Genomic DNA, 22,728 nt, shown 5'->3' on the forward strand with positions numbered 1-22,728 from the left:
GAACGCAAGTGCGTCTCGTAGAGAGGAGGAACGACGTTCGCAAGAGCGTGTCGCAGACAAGCAATCGCATGGACTCGCACTTAGTTGGAGATTTTGCGATTGCTTCGTAACGCTTCGCAATGACATGCAAAAAAGTGGGATGCTCCCCTTCTAATAAAACTTTGCCGTTTTTGATTTCAAACTACCTCCTTAACAGAAGTTAATCTTTTCGGGGCAACGAGTTATTTTTATATAGTACGGAAAGCCGTCAGAATTATTCTACAGACTGCATCCTTTAATTAATATTTTAAAATTCGATAAATTACAGGTTTTAACAGAGCTTTTTAGCCTAATATCACCATATAGATAGTATTTAGGCGTTTTGTGAAAATAATATCTTGTCAAAAATATTCTATTTAAAATAGTACTAAAGCATGAAGTTTTCATAAATTAGAATGCATTTACCTCTTTAGGAGTGGGTAATTTCCGTACTAGGATAGACAAGGAACATAGAAAAAACAGAATAAGATTTGAGCAGAATTCTTAATAAGTTTAGTATTTGAAGTTACTTTCTGATGCCACAGTAAATCAATTACATAGCACTACAACAACAGAAATAAAAAACTTCTAATTCTAGTTTTATTTTTTAGGAGGTTTATGATGAGAATTGCTCAATTAGCTCCATTATGGGAAAGAGTTCCACCTCCAGCTTATGGTGGCATAGAGTTGGTAGTAGGGTTACTGACTGATGAGTTAGTCCGACGCGGACATGAAGTAACTTTATTTGCATCGGGAGATTCTATCAGTCTGGCAAAACTAGTGTCAGTTCATCCCCATGCCCTCAGACTCGATCGCACTATCAAAGATTACGGCATTTACGAAATGCTGAATCTAGCTTCGGTGTATGAACGCGCAGAAGAGTTTGATATTATTCACTCTCATATCGGGCATGGAGCACTGGCTTACGCAAATCTCGTCAAAACCCCTACGGTTCACACGTTGCACGGTATTTTTACCCCTGACAACGAAAAGATGTTTAGTTTTGGGAAAAAACAACCCTACGTCAGTATTTCTGATTCACAACGAGAACCAAGGTTAGGGTTGAACTATCTAGCAACGGTCTATAACGGAATTGATGTCAGCAGTTATAATTTTCACGCCCAACCAGAAAATCCGCCCTATTTAGCGTTTTTGGGTCGGATGTCTCCTGAAAAGGGAGCGCATTTAGCAATAGAAATTGCAAAACTTGCTGGTTGGCGTTTGAAAATGGCAGGTAAGGTAGATGTCGTTGATGTGGAATACTTTGAGAAGGAAATCAAACCGCACATTGACGGCGAGCAAATTCAGTATTTGGGTGAAGCCAACCATGTTCAAAAAAATGCTCTAATGGGAGGTGCAGTAGCAACCCTGTTCCCTATTACTTGGCGAGAACCCTTTGGATTAGTGATGGTTGAGTCAATGGCTTCGGGTACGCCAGTGATTGCGATGAACTTGGGATCTACTGAGGAGATAATTTCCCACGGTAAGACGGGTTTCCTCTGCAATAATACTCAAGAGTGCATTAGTGCGATCGATCGGGTAATAGATTTAGACCGCTATGCTTGCCGCCAATATGTCGAAAACAGTTTCAGTGTTAAGCAAATGACTGATGGCTATGAGGCAGTTTATCAAAAAATAATAGCAGAACGATTTTCTCAGAATGGGCATTCACGCAGTTTGATTGGTCTAGCTAGCGATCGCATTTAATTTCTGTGCCTCAGATCCCCTACTTCTCTGAAAAGTCGGGGATCTTGTTAGTAAATAAAGACTGTTACCAGGTTAAGCGATCGCGCCATTTTTCCAACGTCTTCGCCTTAACCCCTGGAACTCTTTCTAAGTCTTGTAAAGATGTAAATTTTTGCTGTTGACGGCTAAGAATTATCCGTTGTGCTAACTTCTTACCCACGCCAGGGAGAGTTTCTAATTCTGCCAAACTTGCAGTGTTAATATTTATTTGTTTAATTGCTTGTAGTTCACTTGATGAAGAACTTTTTATCTGAGGACAGCGTGTTTGTTCTGATTTAATTTTTTCTTGAATTCCTGGTGGTAAGCCGGGTTTTACTTTGGCATAAAGACGAGCAAATTCTCGCACGTAATGGGCAGCAACTATAGGATTTTCAATTACTACAAGTGTCTCATCGTTACCATTATTCGCAGCATCTGACCAATTATGAGAACCTGTAATTACTGTTTGGCTATCAATCACACCAAATTTGTGATGTAATAAATCACCCTTGGGTAACAGAGGTACGCCTACGGTGGTAATTGGATTTTGCCAAGGATGATTATCAACTTCATATTTACATTTATTACTGAGAGCAACTCCCATCATATCTAAGGCTTCACTATAGGAACGATAGGCAAATTGTGGTTCAATTAAAGCGCGAATTTGCACACTTTGTTGATGGCGTTTTTCTAAAATATTGGCAAGACGCTGATCGGAAAGGACAAATAACGCCATATCAACAGATTTGGTTGCTGAATCTAAAGTTTTACCAATTAAACCATTACTACTGTTACTCCAAGATTGAGTTGGAGAAGTAGGCGAAAATTGCACAGTAATTTGGGTGTTACCTAAAGTGATTTGTTTAGGCGAACGCATCGGTTTTTCCAAACCAAATCTACTATCAGGTTTACCTCCTGGCCCATCTCCCCATAAGATGTTAAACTCTTCTGTAAATAAAGATGCTAATTCTGGGCTGTCAATCTGCAATAAGTTATTAGCATTGCCTAAAGTATTGGGATTTGTAAAATCACCATAAGTATCACTTAAAGTAAAATTGGCCGAAGTGATAATTACAATGCGATTATCCACAATCACAAATTTGTGATGCATTAAGCTGCTACCTGCTGAACCATCTGCTCGATCGTCTATCCAGGGAATTTTAGCATTCTGCAAAATTATCAAAGCATCTCTTTGATTAATTTCTGCTGGACTGAGTTGATTGTCTTGGTTGATATCGATAAATTGGCGAAATTCCTTATAGCGTTCCTGTTCCCTTTTATCTAACTTACTTACCTCAGCAGATGTTAAATTACTCCAGGGTCGGCTGTAGGTATTTTCTAAAATTATCCTGACTTTTACCCCAGCTTTTTGTCTATCAACCAGTGCTTGGGCAACTTTGGGTAAACGTAATTCTTGCACAGCCACATCTACTGTAAATTTAGCCTCCGTAATAGCATTGACAATTTGTTTTTCTAAATCATCCCCAAGGCGAGTTTGCTGACGGTAAGGTTCCTTGTATTCTGAAGACTCAGAATGGTTAAAGTAAACTTGAACTAACGGATCTTGTGGTAAAGGTGCTGGACGCTGATTATAAGACTGGACTCGTTGACAACCAGCGAGGGAGAATATCAGTAAAAAGATATATAAAAAATATCTTTGTCTAGAGATAAGTTGCACTGTAATCTGTTAAAAGTGGATTGGGAGTGGATAGATTTATCATTCCCAAAATTTTATGTTCTGAATTAAGTAGAAAAATAACTTTCCAAGCAAAGGGAAAAATCCACTCTAGAGGCAGAATTACAGAGATTTTTTCAGAATTTATCCACGTAAACTGCATCTTCTGAAAAGATCGCCAGCCTATTACCAACGTATGTTTTCACCATATCGGCTATATGCAAATTTATCTAGATTACAGCGCCACTACTCCGACTCGAAAAGAAGCGATCGCAGTTATGCAAACAGTCCTCACTCAACAGTGGGGCAATCCTTCCAGCTTACATGAGTGGGGACAACGGGCTGCAACGGTTGTGGAACAAGCCAGAGTTCAAGTTGCTGGTTTAATTAACGCCGCCAGTCCTGAATCTATTATTTTTACCTCTGGTGGCACTGAAGCAGATAATTTGGCGATTATGGGTGTGGCTCGGTTGTATGCTGTTCCTCAACATCTAATTATTTCCAGCGTCGAACATTCTGCAATTTCTGAAACAGTAAGGTTGCTAGAAATGTGGGGTTGGGAAGTTACACGCTTATCTGTAGATGTTAAAGGTAGAGTAAATCCTCTAGATTTAAAGGCGGCGTTGCGACATCACACAGTTTTGGTTTCTATAATTTACGGTCAAAGTGAAGTTGGAACTGTGCAACCGATCGCAGAACTAGGTAAAATTGTGCGATCGCATGGGGCTTTGTTCCACACAGATGCGGTGCAAGCTGCGGGACGTTTACCCATAGATGTGCAACAACTCCCCGTAGACTTAGTTAGCCTTTCGAGTCATAAAATATATGGCCCTCAAGGTGTAGGGGCGCTATATCTGCGTCCTGGTGTGGAATTGATGCCCTTACTGGGTGGTGGTGGACAAGAAATGGGACTGCGTTCTGGTACGCAAGCAGTACCGATAATTGCCGGATTTGGTGTAGCAGCAGAGTTAGCAGCGCAAGAATTAGCTACAGAAACACCACGGTTAATTGAGTTACGCGATCGGGCCTTTGCCCAATTAGTTGAGATTCCGGGGTTAATCGCTACAGGAGATCCGTATCACCGCTTACCTCACCATATCAGTATGTGCTTGGAAAACGCCGATGGGAAAAAACTTAGCGGTAAAACCTTAGTACGACAGCTAAACCTTGCTGGCATTGGCATCAGTGCTGGTGCTGCCTGTCACAGTGGTAAACTTAGCCCTAGCCCGATATTGTTAGCGATGGGCTATTCCGAAAAAGCTGCGTTGGGGGGAATTCGCATCACATTGGGGCGTGATACCACTGAAGCTGATATAGATTGGACAGTGATGGTGTTGAAGCAAGTTTTGCAAAGGCTGACACCGGATTTATCTTTAGTTAAAACTCATAGCGCAACACTCACCCCGCAGCCTTCACTCCTTTGAAACAATTGCCAAAAAGACAGTAGAGTACCTCGATAGTGTTGCCTTATATAATCGTGCGCTCAATCATCGCTTGAAGTAGCTCCTTTCTGTCAAGTGGCTTGCCGTTTAAGATTACAACGCTGAATGTATCGTCCACAATACGTTTATGCCCATCGTCAACATGAATATGAATCCCTTTTTCTTGAGGACGAAGGGCTGTCCAAACAATTGCTGAGGTAGATGCCCAGATGGTGTAATCATAGCCTGAGTATTCATCCAGGTTTAGTGTTCTGCTAGGCTCCTCAAACTGTGTGTTTTTTATCAATTGATCGTACAAAGGTTTAAGAGGCGTTGAGACAATATGACTAGAACTCCAAGTACTATCACATCCGCAATTGCCACAAAAATGTTTTCGATGTGGCTTCCGTGCAAAATCACCTAAATCCAAATGTGGGTATCCGCACTTGGAGCAGTTAATACAAGTCATCTCTCGATTTTCTTCTGTAGCACACATGAACTCAAAAGCGGCAGGCGGTGTGATATTTACGCGAGTAATTTCAGGATTAGCAAACAGCCCTAGATCCTGATGATAAAGTAATGAAATGGCATCAAAATCTTGATCTACCGTTTTCGTTCCTTTAATCTTAGGACGTAAATGAACATGAATTTTTGACCCATGAGACTCTATCGGCTGAGTAGACAAGGCTGCTGGAAGCGAACACCATATCCCAACCTCCGCAGAATCATTCACATTAATTTCCAGTGGAGCTAAAGTGTAATTCATAGGCTGGGAGTGGTTGGCGCAATGCATCACTCCTAAACGTTCGTATGATTCGTGATCGGCTTTAGTTCCCCAGTGCGTTTGGTGAATTCGACACCACCATCGGTCAGCACCATGCCGGAATTTTCCAGCATGAACAAAATCACAAGGCAAGAGGGCATCATCTCCAGCCTGTGCAGGGAAACTCCCAAGGATAGACTCAGAAAAAACAGCAATATTTCCAAGAGTGCGACCGGATGCCCAACAAATCGCGTTAGCTTGATTAGAGGTGTTTTTGTCTTCTGGTGTCAAACATTGTTCTTCACCAATCCTGCTAATAAAAACTTTCTTAGCTGGAGCACCTTCAGGACGCTCCCATTCGCATTTCCAGAGTTCAACTGTTTTAGTAGACTGATTAATTTTACGCTCAATAACGCTCTTTTATTACTCCGAAAAAATAAAATATTCGTAGGTTGGGTTGAACGAAGTGAAACCCAACAAAACCAGAGATTGTTGGTGTTGGGTTTCGTTCCTCAACCCAACCTACGCCTAAATTCATCAAAGTCCTTAAAAATAAGGGTGGATGATTTTTATCCGACGAGAGTCATAAAAGAGCGATAGNAGATTGGCAAAAGAGGCTGGGTTGTTTTGACCAAAGATGGCAGGATTAGCAACAACTTAATAGAAAGGATTGCTGTTGCACGCGCTCAGGTAAAGATGTTTATATTTGCTTCCCAAAGTGTATCAGGGTTGAGGAACGAAACCCAACACCAACAATCTCTGGTTTTGTTGGGTTTCACTTCGTTCAACCCAACCTACGCCTAAATTCATCAAAGTCCTTAAAAATAAGGGTGGATGATTTTTATCCGACGAGAGTCATAAAAGAGCGATAAACATACAACGCAGTAATGTGCATAAATTAATACCTAATTATAATTTGTCCTCATTGCCAAAGATAACCCCTGGCAATCCCTTATCGATAGTCTAGACAACTTCTCCTATGACTTCATGACTACCAGAAATCAGCCACTCCTCGACACTAGAGAGAACTTCTAAACACAATACCTGCTTTATACTAATATCTACATTTACCTCATCAAGCAAAAACCGCAAATAGTACTGGAAAAATTCCAACCCCTAGCATTTATGATGTGGGGATCTCCCGCATCACCGTATTATTAAACGAGTTTTTCCCAAAAGGTAATATTTTGAGTCATAAAGGAGTTCAAGCATGACTTATTTTCATTACTTTTGATTAAGGCTTTTGTTGAATGAGTAAAACCATCATTGGGATTGGAATGTTTATGGGTTCTACGATTGGCAGCTACATCCCAGTCTTGTGGGGTGGAAGTTTGCTATCGTTCACCTCGATTTTCTTTAGCGTTATTGGTGGGATTGCAGGGATTTTGCTTGCGTATCGTGTATCAAAATATCTAGGTTTTATCTGATCGGCGCTCTATTCGATTGTTGCTGAAAGCCTTAAACGAGGCTTTTACCATCGGGCTATTCCGAATAAAGCTGCCTTGGGCGGAATTCACATCAGATTGAGGCACGATCCAACGCAAGCGGATGTATATTGGACGGTGATGGTGTTGAAGTGTTACAGAGGCTGACACCGGATTTATCTTTAGTTAGGCGTTAAAGACTGTACATTAAGTCAGCAAAACCATAGAGGCTGATGATGAGTAATAGTGATGCTGTTAGTTGGGTAATTCGCGTCTGGTGTGAAGGCGCGATCGCTTCCCGCACTAAGATAGAAATAGATGCCCCTACTACTAGGCTCAAGCCTAAAATTAAATAGGGTCTATCCGGTAAAATACTGGCTATTGCCAGCATAGCGATCGCTAATAAGAGCATCAATAATTCTACAAACCTGGGTGGGTTATATTGGCTGGATAAAACAAAGCTGTTGAACCAAAAAGACCAAAATCTCATAGTTAGTTTTAAGTGCTAAATGTTGAGTTAGACTCTGCCAATTTTAGATTTTGAATTTTCGATTTTGGATTGAAGGAAAAATCGAAAATCGAAAATCCAAAATTAATTAGCTTCTAGCCCCTAACTTTTGACCTGTGCCGTTTTTTTGTGCAGTATCACTTTCTGGTAGTTCTACACCAAAGACGCGGCTAAAAACTTTGGCGACTTTGTAGCCAGAATCAATCGATTCTAAGGGGTCTTTCCGTAGCCTGTGACGCAAACATAGGGTAATCACGCGGCAGATATCATCAACTGTAACTTCAGTGCGTCCTTCATAAGCTGTTAAGGCTTTAGCGGCACGGTTACTAACAATGTCACCCCGCAAACCATCTACATCCAATTCAGAACAGACTTCAGAAATTTTTACCCGTAGCTCGTAGTCAAGTTTCACTTCTGGTAAAAGCTTTTGAGCATTGACAATTTGTTCTTGCAATGCTTCTTGCTGGGGTTTGTAGTTTTCAAGAAACACTGGAGGATTTTGGTCAAAATCCGCCCGTTGTTCCACGATTTGCACCCGCAAGGCTGGTTCTTTGACTGTGTGAATTTCTGCGTGCATCCCAAAGCGATCGAGCAGTTGGGGGCGTAGTTCGCCTTCTTCAGGGTTTCCAGAACCTACAAGAACAAAACGCGCCGGGTGACGGATAGAAATACCCTCCCGTTCTACAGTATTCCATCCACTGGCGGCGGAGTCGAGTAGTACATCTACAAGGTGGTCATCTAGTAAGTTGACTTCATCCACATAGAGAATGCCCCGGTTAGCCTTTGCCAGGAGTCCTGGTTCAAAAGCTTTGACACCTTCAGATAAAGCTTTCTCGATGTCGATTGTGCCACAAACTCGGTCTTCTGTGGCTCCTAACGGCAGGTCTACCATTTGGACTTTTTTGTGAGCTACAGGAATTTCCGCTCCTTGTTCTAAGAGTTGGCGGACTTCATCGCTCATCAAGTCGGGGTCGCTAGGATCGCTACTGAAAGGGTCATTGGCAACCACAGAAATTTCTGGCAGCAGATCCGCCAGGGCCCGGATAGTTGTGGATTTACCGGTACCGCGATCGCCCATGATCATTACACCACCAATTTTGGGGTCAATCACGTTCAATAGGAGCGCCAGTTTCATTTCTTCCTGGCCCACAATTGCCGTAAAAGGAAATACTATGCGACGCGTACTTGCCGTGGATTGAGCAGTTGGACTCACTAAATTACCTTAACAATATTTTTCTTATTACAGTTTTCTATTGTGACACAGTTGGGGTGTGGAATAGGTTAGTAATTTTCAAGGCATTATTAAATACATTGTCTTAAGTACATACACTAAAATAATAATTATTGATGAATTGAATAATTAAAAAATATATAAAAACATGAAAGAAAAATCTAGGAATGAGATAAAAAACTCTTCATTTAAAGTTTTAGACCTTTTCGCAGGTTGTGGAGGGTTATCTTTAGGATTTCAAAATGCTGGTTTTAATATCTTAGCAGCATTTGATAATTGGAAACCAGCTATAGATGTTTATCAAAAAAACTTTAGCCATGAAATTTTTGATTACGATCTGAGTAATTTAAGGAGTAACTATCAAATTTTTAGAGAAATATGTCCTGAAATTATTATTGGTGGCCCACCTTGCCAAGACTTTTCTAGTGCCGGGAAACGCAATGAAAATTTAGGAAGAGGAGATTTAAGTATTGTATTTTCTGAGATAGTTACAAGTGTTCTTCCTCAGTGGTTTTTGATAGAGAACGTAGACCTATTTCGTAAAAGCAATAAATATAAAGAGGTTAAACAAATATTGAAAGGCGCTGGATATGGTTTAAGTGAAATAATTTTGGATGCTAGTCTGTGCGGTGTCCCTCAAAAGCGAAAAAGATTTTTTTGTTTTGGAGAGTTACAGGGAAAAGATGCAAGTCTTGAACCTTATCTGAAAAAAAGGTTAGCAGATAAACCAATGACCATTAGGGATTATCTGGGAAATAAATTAGAAATTCAATATTACTACAGACATCCAAGAAGTTACCAAAGAAGAGGAATTTTTAGTATTGATGAACCTAGCCCAACAGTAAGAGGAGTTAATCGTCCTATTCCTAAAACCTATAAGAAACATTCTAAAGATCCAGTAAGCGTTATAGAAAACTTGCGCCCATTGACTACAATTGAAAGAAGCTACTTGCAGACTTTCCCTGAAACGTTTATTTTTGAAGGTACAAAAACAGACCTGGAACAAATGATAGGAAACGCTGTACCAGTAAAGCTTGCAGAGTATGTTGCTAAAAGTATCCTTGAATATATAAAGACAGTTTAAATAATTCTATAGGATTACTATTTGATTTTTGAACTAAATTAGGTATTGTAGAGTGTGTTAGAACGGAGTTCGTAACGCACTATTATCAAGGGTTTGATGCCGTACTCTCCGCGCTCACATCCTACGGATATTTTCTCCAAATAAAACCGGATTCCTATATAAGATTTACAGCAGAAAATTGTCTTTCATAATTAATTTAAAATGAACAATAAAATGGGAGATTAAACTTCTCAAGTTATTTTTAGTTTAATCATTAGTTAAACTTATACTTTTCAAGGTTTACATCAAGTTATTAGTGGAAAATTAGGCATCAGTGATTATCGTTTCTATACATTTGTGATTTTATTTTTTGGAAGTCCCAAAGAGAGATGGAATATAACCAATGACCAATGCCCTATTCTCCATACCAATATCTATTGGGCACAAATGATTACTTGCTGCGTCAAGCATCTTATAACTTTGTACGTCTGCTTTAGTTTTTTGGTGCAAAAGTTCCATAAGCAGGGAACGAACAACTACCAACTCATCAGTTTTGTACTAAGCATAAATACTTGTAGACTATATGCTTAGTAGATTAAATCGTAAAAGCGAACAATGGCGTGTGTGAGTAGCTAATGCATCATTCAAATTTATGAAATCACCTTTTATTGCTCAAAGTTGGCGGCGACTATTCAAGTCTCTTTTTCCGATTCTCATTTTAATATCCTTTATTACGGTATTGCTGCTAGACAGTTTCGCTCCTGCGATCGCAGAAGGTTGGGGTTTTGGCGCGATCGCACAGCTACCCCGTCAGGAAATTCGCGGGGTTTGGATGACCACCAATGATTTTGACACTCTCAAGGATCGGGAGAAAGTGCAGGATGCGGTGAGTCAATTACGACGGCTGAACTTCAATACAATTTATCCTGTGGTGTGGAATTCTGGTTATGTAATGTATCCCAGTGCGATCGCACAACGTGCGGGTATTCAACCTTTTATCTACAAAGGTTCAGATGGACATGATATTCTTGCAGACCTAATTAACCAAGCCCATCGCAAAGGACTGCTAGTAATTCCCTGGTTTGAATTTGGTTTCATGGCTCCCCCAACGTCGGAACTAGCACTGAATTATCCTGATTGGTTCACACAAAAGCGGGATGGTAGCCAAACTTCAAATAGTGCGGCTGGTGAGGTGATGTGGCTCAATCCCTTCCTTCCCCAAGTACAACAGTTCATCACCAATCTAGTGCTGGAAACTGTTAGCCAATATGATGCTGATGGCATTCAGTTTGACGATCATACGAGTTTGCCTTACGAATTTGGCTACGATAAATATACAGTTGCTTTGTACACTAAAGAAACTAAGAATGCTCCTCCAAGGGATGCCCAAGATGCGGTATGGGTAAAGTGGCGGGCAGATAAAATTACGGCATTCATGGTACAACTTAACCAAGCTGTGAAGCAAAGAAAACCACAAGCAATTTTCTCTGTTTCTCCTAATTATCATGATTTTGCTTACAAGTTTCACCTGCAAGATTGGCTGACTTGGATGCGGCAAAATATTGTGGACGAGTTAATTGTGCAAGTTTATCGTCCCGATATGCAAAGTTTTGTGGCTAATATTTCTCGCCCAGAAATCCAAGAGGCACAAAAAATAATTCCAACTGGAATTGGTATTATGGCTGGGTTACGAAATAATCCAGTTCCTATGCAGCAAATTAAGTCTCAGGTGCGGGCTGCTCAAGAACGCGGTCTAGGCGTAACTTTCTTTTATTATGAAAGTCTTTGGAACGATTCTCTAGAATCCTTAAATGAGCGACAAGTTGGATTTGGAAGTCTTTTTCCATCTCCTGCACTCCGCGCCAGAGTTGAATAACTTTTCTGTTGAACGATTATGCTAATGGGCTAGAAGTTAAGGTTTTTTCGTTTAATGGTAGTGCGATGTAGCCTGTTGTTCTGAAAGGCTTAGATTCCTAGCTTCTGCAAAGAAGCTGGGAATCTTGTTAGACACAGCCCAAAATAGCCCTAATTGTACTTTCAAAGGTGCGATCGCCTATAATAAAGCATTTATTTATACATTTAATTCTATATAAATATCCTGGTAACTAGTTAGACAGCACATAGGTTTGGGAATACTGACAATTAGGGTAATGGATTTCTGCAATCCGTTGATTTAGCCATAGTTCCAGCCTTTCCCCTAAAGCACTGTCTTTCTAGGATTTTAGATATTATGACAACTGTTCAAGTTACATACGCAGGTCTAATCGAAGTTAAAAGGGGTGAGACTCCCAAAGAGCTATACTCCCACCAAAACGAAGCAATCATAGCGCTGAATAAAACTAATGAAAATGCCTTTGAAGGCTTGCTAGTTCTACCCACAGGTGGCGGAAAAACTTTGACAGCAGTTCATTGGCTACTACGTAATTTTATTAACAACAAGAAAAAGGTTCTATGGATTGCTCATCGCCATGAATTACTTGACCAAGCACTTGAGACACTTCAACTTAGTGCCTATTCATCATTATTGAGTAATGTATCAGGATTTAGATACCGCATTATCTCAGGTCATCCTAAACATGATCGACCTGTAAACATTGAAAAGACTGATGACATAATCATTGCCAGTAAAGATAGTCTAAACAGTGGGCTTGATCACTTGTTGAAAAACTGGGTAGGCCACTTACAGGAAGTTCTTTTGGTTGTAGATGAAGCGCATCATGCAACAGCTAAGACCTATCGTAAATTAATTAATGCTGTCAAGGATAATCTAAAAGAACGAAGCCCTGATAAAGGCTTTAAAATGCTGGGGTTAACAGCTACCCCATTCAGAACAGATGAGAGTGAGAAGAGTTTGCTAAAGTTAGTTTTTCCAAATGATATTATCTTTTCAGAACACCTGAGAAATTTAATCGCCAAGGGAATCCTTGCTGAACCGATTTTTGAAAACCTAAAAACCAACATAGAAATTAAGCAAAAATTGAATGAATTGAATGCAAGGCAAATCAAAAATATCGAAGATTTTGACAGGCTGCCAAAGGACATTGCTGAGAAGATTGCTCAATCTAGTACGCGTAATAATCAAATTATTGATCATTATATTAACAATAGGGAAAAATATAATCCCCTTCTATTATTTGCAATTGATGTAGAACACGCAATAACTTTGAACGCACTGTTTAAGGCTAAAAAAGTTAATTCTGATTTTGTTGTATCTTCAGTTAAAGATGTAACTACAGGTGCTATATTTTCTGCCAAGGAAAACTCAGAAAAAATCAAAAAATTCAGAAATGGAGAGCTTGAGGTATTGATAAATGTAGAAATGTTGACTGAGGGAACAGATTTACCTAACCTACAAACTGTTTTTCTCACACGACCAACCACTTCTACAATACTAATGACACAAATGATTGGTCGGGCTTTGCGTGGGCAAAAAGCAGGCGGTACAGAAAAAGCTTATGTGGTCAGTTTTATTGATAATTGGGAAAACAAAATTAACTGGGTGAACCCAGAAAAACTTCATTTTGAAGAAGATGCAGAATTTATTGTAAAAGGAATTCCATCAAGTAATAGAACTGCTCGGCTGATATCTATTGAGATGATCGAAGAATTCGCTCGTATCATGGATAACTCAATTGATACTACTGGTTTAGAAAAACTAGACTTTTTGAAAAGGATTCCTATTGGAATTTATCATTTTTCCATTCTCGAACCATCCGAAGGATATGAGCCTAATCCTAGACCTTATGATGTATTGTTGTATGACGATACAGAAGAAGCATACGACAACTTTGTTAACGATTTGAAGCTTCTATTCCAAAGTATTGATTTACAACATAGGGAAATATTGACCGAGGCAGAACTTGAAAAGCTTTGGCAAACTGCAAAGCAAATTTATTTTCCTGACTATCAAACTTTGCTTGGTTACAGAGATGAAGATGTAAAAAATATCTTGCGTTTTTATGCTCAAAAGGAAATTCCACCAGCATTTCTAGCTTTTAGCGAGAGAAGAAAGTGTGATTTATGTATCGTAGCAAGACATATCTACGATAATTCGTTAGGTCGTAGAGCAGAGTCTGACTATATCAACTCAATTTGGAATGATGAAAAGTCTTTTTGGCAAGTTATATTCAGCTACAACCAGTTATATTTCATGAAGCAATTGGACGATGAAATTAGGAAGATTACTAATCCAGAAATATATGGTAATGTGCCCATATCAATACCAACTGTAATTCCTGATACTGTACCAATAGAGAAATTAACTCTATATGAAATAAAAGAGCGAGATATTCTTGAATACAGAAAAATTAAAAATGCTGTATTCGCCAAGCACACAGATGCAAAAGGGTTTATATCTTGTGCAATCAGTGGAGTTAAAAGCCAGATGCGGAGAGATTTTCAAATTGATCACATTAAACCTATGTCTGAGGGTGGTTTAACTATCGTAGATAATCTGCAATTACTGACACGTAAATCCCATGTAGAAAAAACTCGTAGAGAGAATACAAGAGGATAGTCTTCGAGGGATATAGCGGTATGCGTAGGTAATGTGCATCTTTCTGGTTTGGCAGGTTTAAAATGTATGGTGTAACTCAAAAGAGACTTATGACCTTAACCCTAAATTTGCCACCAGAATTAGAACAGTATCTTGCAAGCATTCCCCAAGCTATGCTCTAAAATTTATCTAAATTCATTAAAGCCTTAACTTATGCTTCTTACCGAACTCATACCGCTAGTTAAAAAATTATCCCACACTGATAAACTCTTACTAATACATTTTCTGGCAGCCGAATTGTTGAAGGAATCAAGTTTAGTTCCATTGGATGCTCAGGATAAAGTAGCAAGTCTTGGCTTATATGATTCTTTTGAAGCTGCTGCTGTTTTAGCGAAGGCATTAGCAGAAGAAAAAGCAGCAACACATGGTTGATAAAGTTAGATTTGCATTTATTGAGGTAAATCCAGAACTCAGTGCATTAAGCACGCTGCTTTATCAGAATCGTTATGGTAAGTGTATCAGGCTTGGCTAGATACTGGTTCTAGTATCAACGTATTGCCTACGAAATCGGGTTAAGGTTGGGAGCAGGTTTAAAATATATGGTGTGACTCAAAAAAAGTTATGACCTTAACCTTGAACTTGCCACCAGAATTAGAACAATATCTTGCACAACGAGCTAAACAGCAAGGGCTTTCGGTTGAAACATATACTTTGCAGATTTTACAAGAATATATTCTGCCAAAAGAGAAACACTCGAAGTTAGTCAATGCGCTTCAGTCTTGGATTGATGAAGGTGACGCTGATGAGCAGCAAGAAACAGGAGAGTATTTAATTCACGCCTTAGATGAGGATCGTTTATCCGATCGTAAATTATTCCCTGTTGAGTTAAAAGGTATAACTTGGTGAGTCAAGTTATTTTGTTGGATTCAGGGCCACTAGGTTTAGTCACAAATCCCAAGTTGTCAGATGAAAGCCTTGCTTGTACTCAATGGCTGCAACTACTAGTTTCCTCTGGCAGTCGAGTTATAATTCCTGAAATCGCTGATTATGAAGTGCGGCGAGAATTATTACGGGCAAACAAAGTTAAAGGTATTGCTCGTTTAGATGAGTTAAGTCAACTTTTAGAATATTTACCCATCACAACAACTGCAATGCGTCAAGCTGCATTATTCTGGGCACAAGCTCGTCAACAAGGACAACCAACATCTGGTGATAAGACGATTGACGGTGACATAATTTTAGTAGCCCAAGCTGTAACTCTTAGTGTTACAGATGTTGCGTAGCTTGCCGCCGTAGGCATCGCAACAACTAATGTTGGTCATTTATCTAGGTTTGTTGCAGCCGATTTGTGGCAGAACATTAAAGTAAGTTGAGTGAAACCCAACATCATATTAGGTTAACGCTGGGTTTCACTGCATTCAACTACCTTGATTCGGCGGTATTTGTTCCGGTGGCGTTTCCGCCGGGGGAGCGAGTACCGCATCCGGCGCGATTTCTTCTACGGGAATCGGTTGCTTATCCTCAATTTCAAAATCTGGTTGCGCTGCTTCCACCAGTTCAGGAGATGGGGGATGTGGTGGAATCGCTTCCGGTACAATCTCAGTTTTTGCTTCGGTGTTGGTAGTAATTGTCTCCTCTGCTGGTTGTTCTGGTATGACAATAGTTTTGTCGATAATCTCAACAGCAGGTTGCTCTAACAGAACAGAAGTAATATCTTCAGGTTTGGGAGTTGTGGGTGGCTTTTTACTCCCAGTCTGTTGCACCTTGTCTTTCACGCCACTGAAGGTGCTACCCAGACCTTTTTGCAACTGGCCCAGCTTTTCCTGAAGGGAAAACTTATTCACTTGTTCCTGAATGCCAGTTTTCACCGTCTCAGCACTAGGTACTTGGGTTTGTTGTGCCTGCGGGGTCAGTTGGCGACGTAATGATAGAGTTTGCCAACCAAACCAAACTAAAAGAGCCACACTAGCCACATGACCCAGCAATAAACCTCCAGTAATGCGTGGTGCAAACACCCATAAGACTAAAGCATAGAATAGTCCCACACCACTCCAGATAAAGTCATTCTTACGGTGGATTTCTGGAAAAAAGAAAGCTGCTATATAGATGGCTAAACTACCAAGACCTACTACCAAAGCTAGGATATATGCCAGCATTATTTGGTTACTCCTTACTGCGTCTTTTGATTATTTCAATTTTGCAAATTTTGCCAGTCAATTGTTGATTTAGATACAATTTAAAATTAATTAGCCGTGTTAGTTATGGATTTTTGCCCTTTATTCAAGTCTTAAGGTCTTCTTTAGGGGAGAACGGAAAATATCGGACTACCCTTATAGGTAAAGGATCTGCAAGAGTTAGCCAGAAATTTTTTATGACACTACAAAGCTTTGGTGTGATTGGATTAGCCGTTATGGGTGAGAACATCGCTCTCAACGTGGAGCGCAATGGCTTCCCAATTGCAGTTTACAACCGCTCCCGCGAAAAAACGGATGCGTTTATGGCGCAGCGTGCTACAGGAAGGAACGTCAAAGCCGCCTTTACTCTAGAAGAATTCGTTGCCTTATTGGAACGTCCCCGCAAAATTCTAGTAATGGTGCAAGCTGGTAAGCCAGTGGATGCGGTGATTGCTCAACTCAAACCCTTGTTAGAGGAAGGCGATATCATTATCGACGGTGGCAACTCTTGGTTTGAAGATACGGAACGACGCACTCAGGAATTAGAACCCGCAGGGCTTCGGTATCTTGGTATGGGTGTCAGTGGCGGTGAAGAAGGGGCACTAAATGGCCCATCTCTGATGCCTGGAGGTACAAGAAGCTCTTACGAGTTTCTATCACCAATTTTCAACAAAATTGCTGCCCAAGTTGATGATGGCCCTTGTGTAACCTATATTGGCCCCGGTGGTTCTGGCCACTATGTGAAAATGGTACACAACGGCATTGAGTATGGCGATATGCAGCTAATTGCTGAAGCCTACGACTTGCTGAAAAATGTCGCTGGATTAGACCATAATCAGCTACATGATGTGTTTGCTGAATGGAACACCACCGATGAACTCGATTCATTTTTGATCGAGATTACGAAGAATATCTTCCCATATATTGACCCAGAAACAAAAAAACCCCTGGTGGATTTGATTGTTGACGCAGCAGGTCAAAAGGGAACTGGACGCTGGACTGTGCAAACTGCGTTGGAATTGGGAGTTGCTATTCCCACAATTACAGCAGCAGTTAATGCCCGGATTATCTCTTCGATTAAAGATGAGCGGGTTGCAGCATCGAAAGTCCTCACAGGCCCCACTGGCAAGTATGACGGGCAAACTAAGGACTTTATCAATAAAGTCCGCGATGCTCTCTATTGCTCAAAAATCTGTTCTTATGCTCAAGGGATGGCGTTGCTATCCACAGCTTCAAAAACATATAACTGGAATTTGGATCTGGGCGAAATGGCGCGGATTTGGAAAGGTGGTTGTATTATTCGCGCTCGCTTTTTGAATAAGATTAAGAAGGCTTTTAGCGAAAATCCAGCTTTGCCTAACTTGCTGTTAGCTCCCGAATTTAAGCAGACAATTCTCGATAGACAGACTGCTTGGCGGGAAGTAATTGCAACAGCGGCAACACTGGGAATTCCAGTCCCCGCATTTAGCGCATCCTTGGATTATTTTGACAGCTATCGCCGCGATCGCCTACCTCAAAACTTGACTCAAGCACAACGCGATTACTTCGGCGCACATACCTACCTGCGTCTTGACAAGCCCGGAAGTTTCCATACTGAATGGGTACCTATTGCTGAAGCTAAGAAGTAAGCTTTTGCACATCTGTATCAAAATATTGTGAAAGGTTAGTCAGTTTTCTAAATACAGATTTAGAAGTGGCTCTGAGTTTCAGAGCCACTTTTTTTAACGTCAGTAGGCGGGCGAGAAAATTTATAAATATAATATATAGTGAAAAGTTAACTAGAGCTACTAGAGTCAAACTTGATAGATTTTATACTGTAGTTAACCTTTTATCTCCTAACTTTAACGCCATCAATAAAAGTATAAGCGAGCTTGAGCGTGGAAAATGGCGATCGCTCCTTCACTTATCCACGCTCAAGCAAAAACTAATCTAGCTTCTACTTACGTACTAAGTTGAGAAGTTCTTTAGGAGAAGCAAGCAAGTCAATCGCTACGAAGAAGATTTTGCCTTGGGGATCGAGCAAAAACCGCCATGCAATATTCATTCCCACACTCGCACCGAACCAAGGGGTTTGAACTTTACCTGTGACTTTAACTTGAGTATAGTTATCTTCCACTGGCTCAGATATACCACGCTCTGGTATCATCTTTAATCCCTGGCATTCTTCACGCATATAAGCGCGGATTCCATCTTGACCAATAATTGGTCTTTCAAAAGGAGGTTGCAAAGCACCTTCAGAAGTAAACAGAGCAACAGCAGCATCAAAGTCGTTGGCATTCATGTTGTTGATATAGCCAAGCACTGTGGGGTTGGCGATCCCCTCAATGGTGACTTTAGTCCGAAATGCTGGTGCAGTGGGTGGAGACACAGGCTCTGAGACTTTTTTGTAACTACCGGGAGCATTCGGGTCAAATCCCATGCTCACTACGGTATTGCGGAGAATTGTAATTTGTTGACCTGAATCAGCATTCCTGATTGCTTCTAATACATCAGCAGCCTTGGCAGAAAGTTTGTAGCCTTCTGGAATAGGAGCGACAATTCCCTGAGCCATCCATTCTCCTAACTGATACCAAAAGCCCAACTTGATGTTCACGGTGAAGGATGCATAGGAACGACAGAGGGGAGTGTCAGCACGGTTAGCTAAATCATACATAACTCGTGTTTGAGCCTCGAAAGGCATCTGCTTAATTTGTTCGAGTAAGCCTTGTGCGAGGATCATGTTAGCTGCTCCGGGAGCGGCAACCGTAATACTTCTACCCATCTCGGTATAAGCAAACCAGAGTAATGCTAGTTGATCTTCAGCATTGAGTTGAGAGAATGATTCGACAACTGCTGGAACAACATCAGCAACTAACGTGCCAGGAAAAATACTTTGAGCCGACTTGATGGTAAAAGACATAGCAGATATTCCCAAAAGAAAATTACGGTTCTATAAAATGTGAAGTCAAATGTGCAAAGACGTAGGGAAATGCGTTTAGATGTTAATAAAGGCACTAAACAGTCTGAGTATAGGGCGTTTTAGATATGCTTTACCAAAGCTACAGGGGGTTGAGTTTGGATACTCGGCAAAGCACATTGAAGACCCAACTGCATGGTTATTTAGAAAACCTTGGTTAACAGTGGTTTAACGCATTTATCTGGTTTTTGTATCTTTATGTAAAGAAATATAACAAGTTCGTTACCAATAAGCAAGACTTCTTTACTTTTCCTTTGATAATTTTTGTTCATAAAAGTTATAAGTTTTAATTAAGCTCTATTCAAGGCAATTGATGTCTTTGTATGCATTGACTTTCAAGAGCATTCGCATATCTTTCGATGTATCAAATTTCCACAAACAATCCTTCACTAAACTTCTTGCGCCGTCGCTTATCTTCTCGCACAAATCCAAAATACCCGACCAGAACGGTACGGTTATCACTACTATTGTTTGGTGTCAAGTGCTTGCAAAGAATATTTACAATGCGTTATATTCATTTACAGATAACAAATAAAAACTTCACTATTGACTAACGCGGTCAGTTCAACAGATTTGCAATTGAAATCAAGCTTTATGTTTTGGCAATGATTGGTTTTGTCTTAACTCATTGCCTTGGAAGTTTTCACGGGACAAACTAGCTTTTAGAGAAGACTACAAATTTTCTCCAGTTGACAAATAAAACAATTTAGAGGCAAACTAATGAAAACTGATTTTGATTACCCCAAAAAAGATTTGATTGGAGCAGTGGTTTTTAGACCTGATTTCAACAACTTTGAGACCATCAATGCAAATCAAGCGTGGTCATTGTTTTTCAGTGGCGGTCAAGACGATAAGGGACTGGGACAAGAAATTGAATTAGGCAGGTTTTTTACCAACCTCTTAATCGCTATTGGAGTAACTGGAATTCTGTGGGCGATTTACTTCAGCCAATTAGGATGAGCAAGTGAGTTCATTTCTAGTATGTGGTAAATTTAATGGAGGTCTTGGATTTGGATACCAGGACTTATTTTCACTGTTTAATACGTCTAAAAAACTCTGTTTAGCTTTGGAAAAAATTCGATGTTGATTGGATTTATAAAGCTTCCTAATTTGTCAAGGTACTGTGGATACATGGGTTTAGAAGTAGCAGAAATTGTTTCTAAACATCTGGCAGTTCAAAGCAAAACATACGTAATTCAAAATAGAAGGATATTGATAAATCAACTTTTAAAGTCTGGTCTAGATTCTCATACAGCAAATCGAACTCTTACTGTACTTGTATCAAGCCCGGTTTTACAATTAACCAATAAAAACCAGTTGGCAATTAATTGTAAGGGATAGTAACTGTAAAGGCATTGAATAACGATATTAGAGGTTGTTTGAAAAGTATTTTGTTGTGATTTTAGGCACTTTTAGATCCCCCCTAACCCCCCTTAAAAAGAGGGGAACTGGAATCAAATTCCCCCAATTTATCGGGAGATTTAGAGGGATCTAAAACTTTTGATACTGAAAAGAGGACTTTTCAAACATCCTCTTAGACCTGCCTGAAAAGAGCTACGTTGATACACAACATAATTCTTGTGTATATCAATCCCATGTTTTTTAACGTGGGTTCCCTTCAGCATAGCTGCCTTCTGAAAAAAATATAGGGATGATAACCTGTTAAAGGTAGGCAATACTTTCGCCACGACTATTCCCCAGTTCAACGCAAACAGCGAATTGCTTCTAATAAACCTCTAGCTTTATTCAGCGTCTCTTCGTATTCTTTCTCTGGCTCAGAATCAGCTACCAAACCTGCACCAGCTTGCACGCTAACCGTCTTGTCATGTACTACCATTGTGCGAATTGCGATCGCAGTATTTAATTGTCCTTCAAAATCGTAATATCCATACACACCGGAATAAACACCCCGACGGCTAGACTCTAACTCGTGGATAATTTCCATTGCCCTAATCTTGGGTGCGCCGCTTACTGTACCTGCTGGAAAGCAAGCTTTCAATAAATCCCATGCTGTTTTATCAAGTGCTAATTTACCCACAACATTGCTAACAATGTGCATCACATGAGAGTAGCGCTCAACTACCATCAATTCATCAACTTTAACGCTACCATTTTCACAAACACGCCCCAAATCATTCCGTCCTAAATCTACAAGCATTATATGTTCGGCAACTTCTTTGGGATCTTCGAGTAAATCTTGAGCGAAGGCTGCATCTTCCTGGGTGGTTTTACCCCGTGGACGTGTCCCAGCAATGGGGCGTACTGTTGCTAGAACTCCACCATCTGGATCGGTTTCGGCTTTCACCATCACTTCAGGACTGGAACCGATGATTTGCCAATCTTGGAAGTTAAAGTAAGCCATGTAAGGCGAAGGATTTATCTGACGTAGGGAGCGGTAAAGGGCAAAGGGGTCGCCTGTGTATGCTGTTGATAATCGCTGAGAAATTACTACTTGAAAAATATCGCCTGCTTTAATGTAGTCTTTGGCCTTTTGGACACTGGCACAAAAATCAGGGCGGGTAAAATTACTTTTATACTCCTCTGCCCCTCTGCTCCCCTGCTCCTCTGCCCCTCTGCTTCCTGGCGGGTTCCATTCCAATCGAGTTTTTTCTGGGGATAGGGGGAGAGATAGCTTTTCGAGCATTTGGGTGACGCGATCGCCCGCTTGTTGATAGGCTGCGTGTAAATCTACATTGGGGTCGCGTAAATCAGCATAAGCGATCGCCCAAATTTTGCGCTTTATCTGGTCAAAAATCAATAGGTGGTCTACCTGCATCCACAACCCATCAGGGATATTTCGTTCATCTTGTGGATAGATTGGCACGCGCGGCTCAATCCAGTTAATCAATTCATAACCCCAAAACCCAAACAATCCGCCAATTCCCGGCGGTAGCTGTGGTAACTTGACTGGGTGATAAGGTGCTAAACATTCGGCTAAAGTTGTAAAAGGGTCGCCTGCAAAAACGACCTGCGAACCATCGCGGTTTAATTGGGTTGTGCGATCGCCCCTTGCTTCCAAAACCCAAAGCGGATCGCAACCCACTAAACTATAGCGTCCTAGTTTTTCCCCACCTTCTATCGATTCCAACAAAAAGCTATAGGGCTGACCCGCACAGACTTTATACCAAGAAGATACGGGCGTATCTAAGTCGGCTACCCATTCTTGATATACGGGTACGAAGTTGCCTTGTAGAGCTAGCTGGGAAAATTCAGAGAAATCGGGAAATACCATAAAATAGCGAAGGGATTGGGGAGCGGGGATTGGGGAGCGGGGA

20 protein-coding genes are annotated in these 22,728 nt (G+C 40.6%); 12 read left to right on the top strand and 8 right to left on the bottom strand.

Features of this window, described 5'->3' with window-relative positions; translation table 11 throughout:
• Positions 1-639: 639 nt before the first annotated feature.
• Positions 640-1,725 (top strand): glycosyltransferase family 4 protein, encoded by a 1,086-nt coding sequence (locus tag CDG79_RS30690; RefSeq protein WP_094345494.1) that lies wholly within the window; start codon positions 640-642, stop codon positions 1,723-1,725.
• Positions 1,726-1,789: 64 nt separating this feature from the next.
• Here the strand turns inward: CDG79_RS30690 and CDG79_RS30695 are convergent, their stop codons facing one another.
• Positions 1,790-3,421 (bottom strand): DUF655 domain-containing protein, encoded by a 1,632-nt coding sequence (locus CDG79_RS30695; RefSeq protein ID WP_094345495.1) that lies wholly within the window; start codon positions 3,419-3,421, stop codon positions 1,790-1,792.
• A 215-nt stretch (positions 3,422-3,636) separates the two neighbouring features.
• Between CDG79_RS30695 and CDG79_RS30700 the strand changes: the two genes are divergently transcribed.
• Positions 3,637-4,842, top strand: a complete 1,206-nt coding sequence (locus tag CDG79_RS30700; protein ID WP_094345496.1) for a cysteine desulfurase family protein — start codon at positions 3,637-3,639, stop codon at positions 4,840-4,842.
• A 43-nt stretch (positions 4,843-4,885) separates the two neighbouring features.
• On the opposite strand, the gene CDG79_RS30705 is transcribed toward CDG79_RS30700, so the two are convergent.
• On the bottom strand, positions 4,886-5,893 hold the full coding sequence (locus CDG79_RS30705; RefSeq protein ID WP_223278430.1) for a hypothetical protein: 1,008 nt from the start codon (positions 5,891-5,893) through the stop codon (positions 4,886-4,888).
• A gap of 312 nt (positions 5,894-6,205) precedes the next feature.
• Between CDG79_RS30705 and CDG79_RS45640 the strand changes: the two genes are divergently transcribed.
• The gene (locus CDG79_RS45640; RefSeq protein ID WP_189525198.1) at positions 6,206-6,406 is read left to right on the top strand and encodes a hypothetical protein; all 201 of its coding nucleotides are present in this window, start codon (positions 6,206-6,208) and stop codon (positions 6,404-6,406) included.
• A gap of 159 nt (positions 6,407-6,565) precedes the next feature.
• Here the strand turns inward: CDG79_RS45640 and CDG79_RS45040 are convergent, their stop codons facing one another.
• Positions 6,566-6,694, bottom strand: coding sequence for a hypothetical protein (locus tag CDG79_RS45040; protein WP_262985855.1), 129 nt, complete (start codon positions 6,692-6,694; stop codon positions 6,566-6,568).
• A 158-nt stretch (positions 6,695-6,852) separates the two neighbouring features.
• Here CDG79_RS45040 and CDG79_RS42935 point away from each other — a divergent pair, with 158 nt between their 5' ends.
• Positions 6,853-7,029 carry a hypothetical protein gene (locus CDG79_RS42935; RefSeq protein WP_189525197.1) on the top strand — a complete coding sequence of 59 codons (177 nt, stop codon included), beginning with the start codon at positions 6,853-6,855 and terminating at the stop codon, positions 7,027-7,029.
• Positions 7,030-7,219: 190 nt separating this feature from the next.
• Here CDG79_RS42935 and CDG79_RS30715 read toward each other — a convergent pair whose 3' ends face one another.
• Both CDG79_RS30715 and bchI read right to left on the bottom strand, forming a co-directional pair.
• Positions 7,220-7,516, bottom strand: a complete 297-nt coding sequence (locus CDG79_RS30715; protein WP_094330838.1) for a hypothetical protein — start codon at positions 7,514-7,516, stop codon at positions 7,220-7,222.
• A gap of 106 nt (positions 7,517-7,622) precedes the next feature.
• On the bottom strand, positions 7,623-8,747 hold the full coding sequence (gene bchI / locus CDG79_RS30720; protein ID WP_094345498.1) for a magnesium chelatase ATPase subunit I: 1,125 nt from the start codon (positions 8,745-8,747) through the stop codon (positions 7,623-7,625).
• Between the two features lie 166 nt (positions 8,748-8,913).
• Between bchI and CDG79_RS30725 the strand changes: the two genes are divergently transcribed.
• The 6 genes from CDG79_RS30725 to CDG79_RS30750 all read left to right on the top strand — a co-directional run bounded on the left by CDG79_RS30725 (position 8,914) and on the right by CDG79_RS30750 (position 15,606).
• Complete coding sequence (locus CDG79_RS30725) at positions 8,914-9,849, top strand: DNA cytosine methyltransferase (RefSeq protein ID WP_094345499.1); 936 nt, start codon at positions 8,914-8,916, stop codon at positions 9,847-9,849.
• A 631-nt stretch (positions 9,850-10,480) separates the two neighbouring features.
• The gene (locus CDG79_RS30730) at positions 10,481-11,704 is read left to right on the top strand and encodes a glycoside hydrolase family 10 protein (protein WP_094345500.1); all 1,224 of its coding nucleotides are present in this window, start codon (positions 10,481-10,483) and stop codon (positions 11,702-11,704) included.
• Between the two features lie 354 nt (positions 11,705-12,058).
• Positions 12,059-14,344, top strand: coding sequence for a DEAD/DEAH box helicase family protein (locus CDG79_RS30735; protein ID WP_094345501.1), 2,286 nt, complete (start codon positions 12,059-12,061; stop codon positions 14,342-14,344).
• A 192-nt stretch (positions 14,345-14,536) separates the two neighbouring features.
• The gene (locus CDG79_RS30740; RefSeq protein ID WP_094345502.1) at positions 14,537-14,755 is read left to right on the top strand and encodes a hypothetical protein; all 219 of its coding nucleotides are present in this window, start codon (positions 14,537-14,539) and stop codon (positions 14,753-14,755) included.
• Between the two features lie 189 nt (positions 14,756-14,944).
• On the top strand, positions 14,945-15,229 hold the full coding sequence (locus CDG79_RS30745) for a hypothetical protein (RefSeq protein WP_094345503.1): 285 nt from the start codon (positions 14,945-14,947) through the stop codon (positions 15,227-15,229).
• On the top strand, positions 15,226-15,606 hold the full coding sequence (locus CDG79_RS30750) for a nuclease (protein WP_223278431.1): 381 nt from the start codon (positions 15,226-15,228) through the stop codon (positions 15,604-15,606). Before CDG79_RS30745 ends, CDG79_RS30750 begins: the two co-directional genes overlap by 4 nt.
• A gap of 135 nt (positions 15,607-15,741) precedes the next feature.
• Here CDG79_RS30750 and CDG79_RS30755 read toward each other — a convergent pair whose 3' ends face one another.
• Positions 15,742-16,479: a Ycf66 family protein gene (locus tag CDG79_RS30755; RefSeq protein ID WP_094345504.1), complete on the bottom strand. Its 738-nt coding sequence runs from the start codon at positions 16,477-16,479 to the stop codon at positions 15,742-15,744.
• A gap of 215 nt (positions 16,480-16,694) precedes the next feature.
• On the opposite strand from CDG79_RS30755, the gene gndA reads away from it, so the two are divergent.
• Entirely contained in the window at positions 16,695-18,125 is a 1,431-nt protein-coding gene (gene gndA, locus CDG79_RS30760) for an NADP-dependent phosphogluconate dehydrogenase (RefSeq protein ID WP_094345505.1), read from the top strand.
• Between the two features lie 308 nt (positions 18,126-18,433).
• On the opposite strand, the gene CDG79_RS30765 is transcribed toward gndA, so the two are convergent.
• On the bottom strand, positions 18,434-19,396 hold the full coding sequence (locus CDG79_RS30765) for an orange carotenoid protein N-terminal domain-containing protein (protein WP_094345506.1): 963 nt from the start codon (positions 19,394-19,396) through the stop codon (positions 18,434-18,436).
• A 777-nt stretch (positions 19,397-20,173) separates the two neighbouring features.
• Here CDG79_RS30765 and CDG79_RS30770 point away from each other — a divergent pair.
• On the top strand, positions 20,174-20,413 hold the full coding sequence (locus CDG79_RS30770) for a hypothetical protein (RefSeq protein ID WP_094345507.1): 240 nt from the start codon (positions 20,174-20,176) through the stop codon (positions 20,411-20,413).
• A gap of 742 nt (positions 20,414-21,155) precedes the next feature.
• On the opposite strand, the gene trpE is transcribed toward CDG79_RS30770, so the two are convergent.
• Positions 21,156-22,685 carry an anthranilate synthase component I gene (gene trpE, locus CDG79_RS30780; RefSeq protein WP_094345509.1) on the bottom strand — a complete coding sequence of 510 codons (1,530 nt, stop codon included), beginning with the start codon at positions 22,683-22,685 and terminating at the stop codon, positions 21,156-21,158.
• Positions 22,686-22,728 lie beyond the last annotated feature (43 nt).

The sequence above is a fragment of the Nostoc sp. 'Peltigera membranacea cyanobiont' 232 genome (assembly GCF_002245985.1).
In the GTDB taxonomy this organism is placed as follows: Bacteria; Cyanobacteriota; Cyanobacteriia; order Cyanobacteriales; family Nostocaceae; genus Nostoc.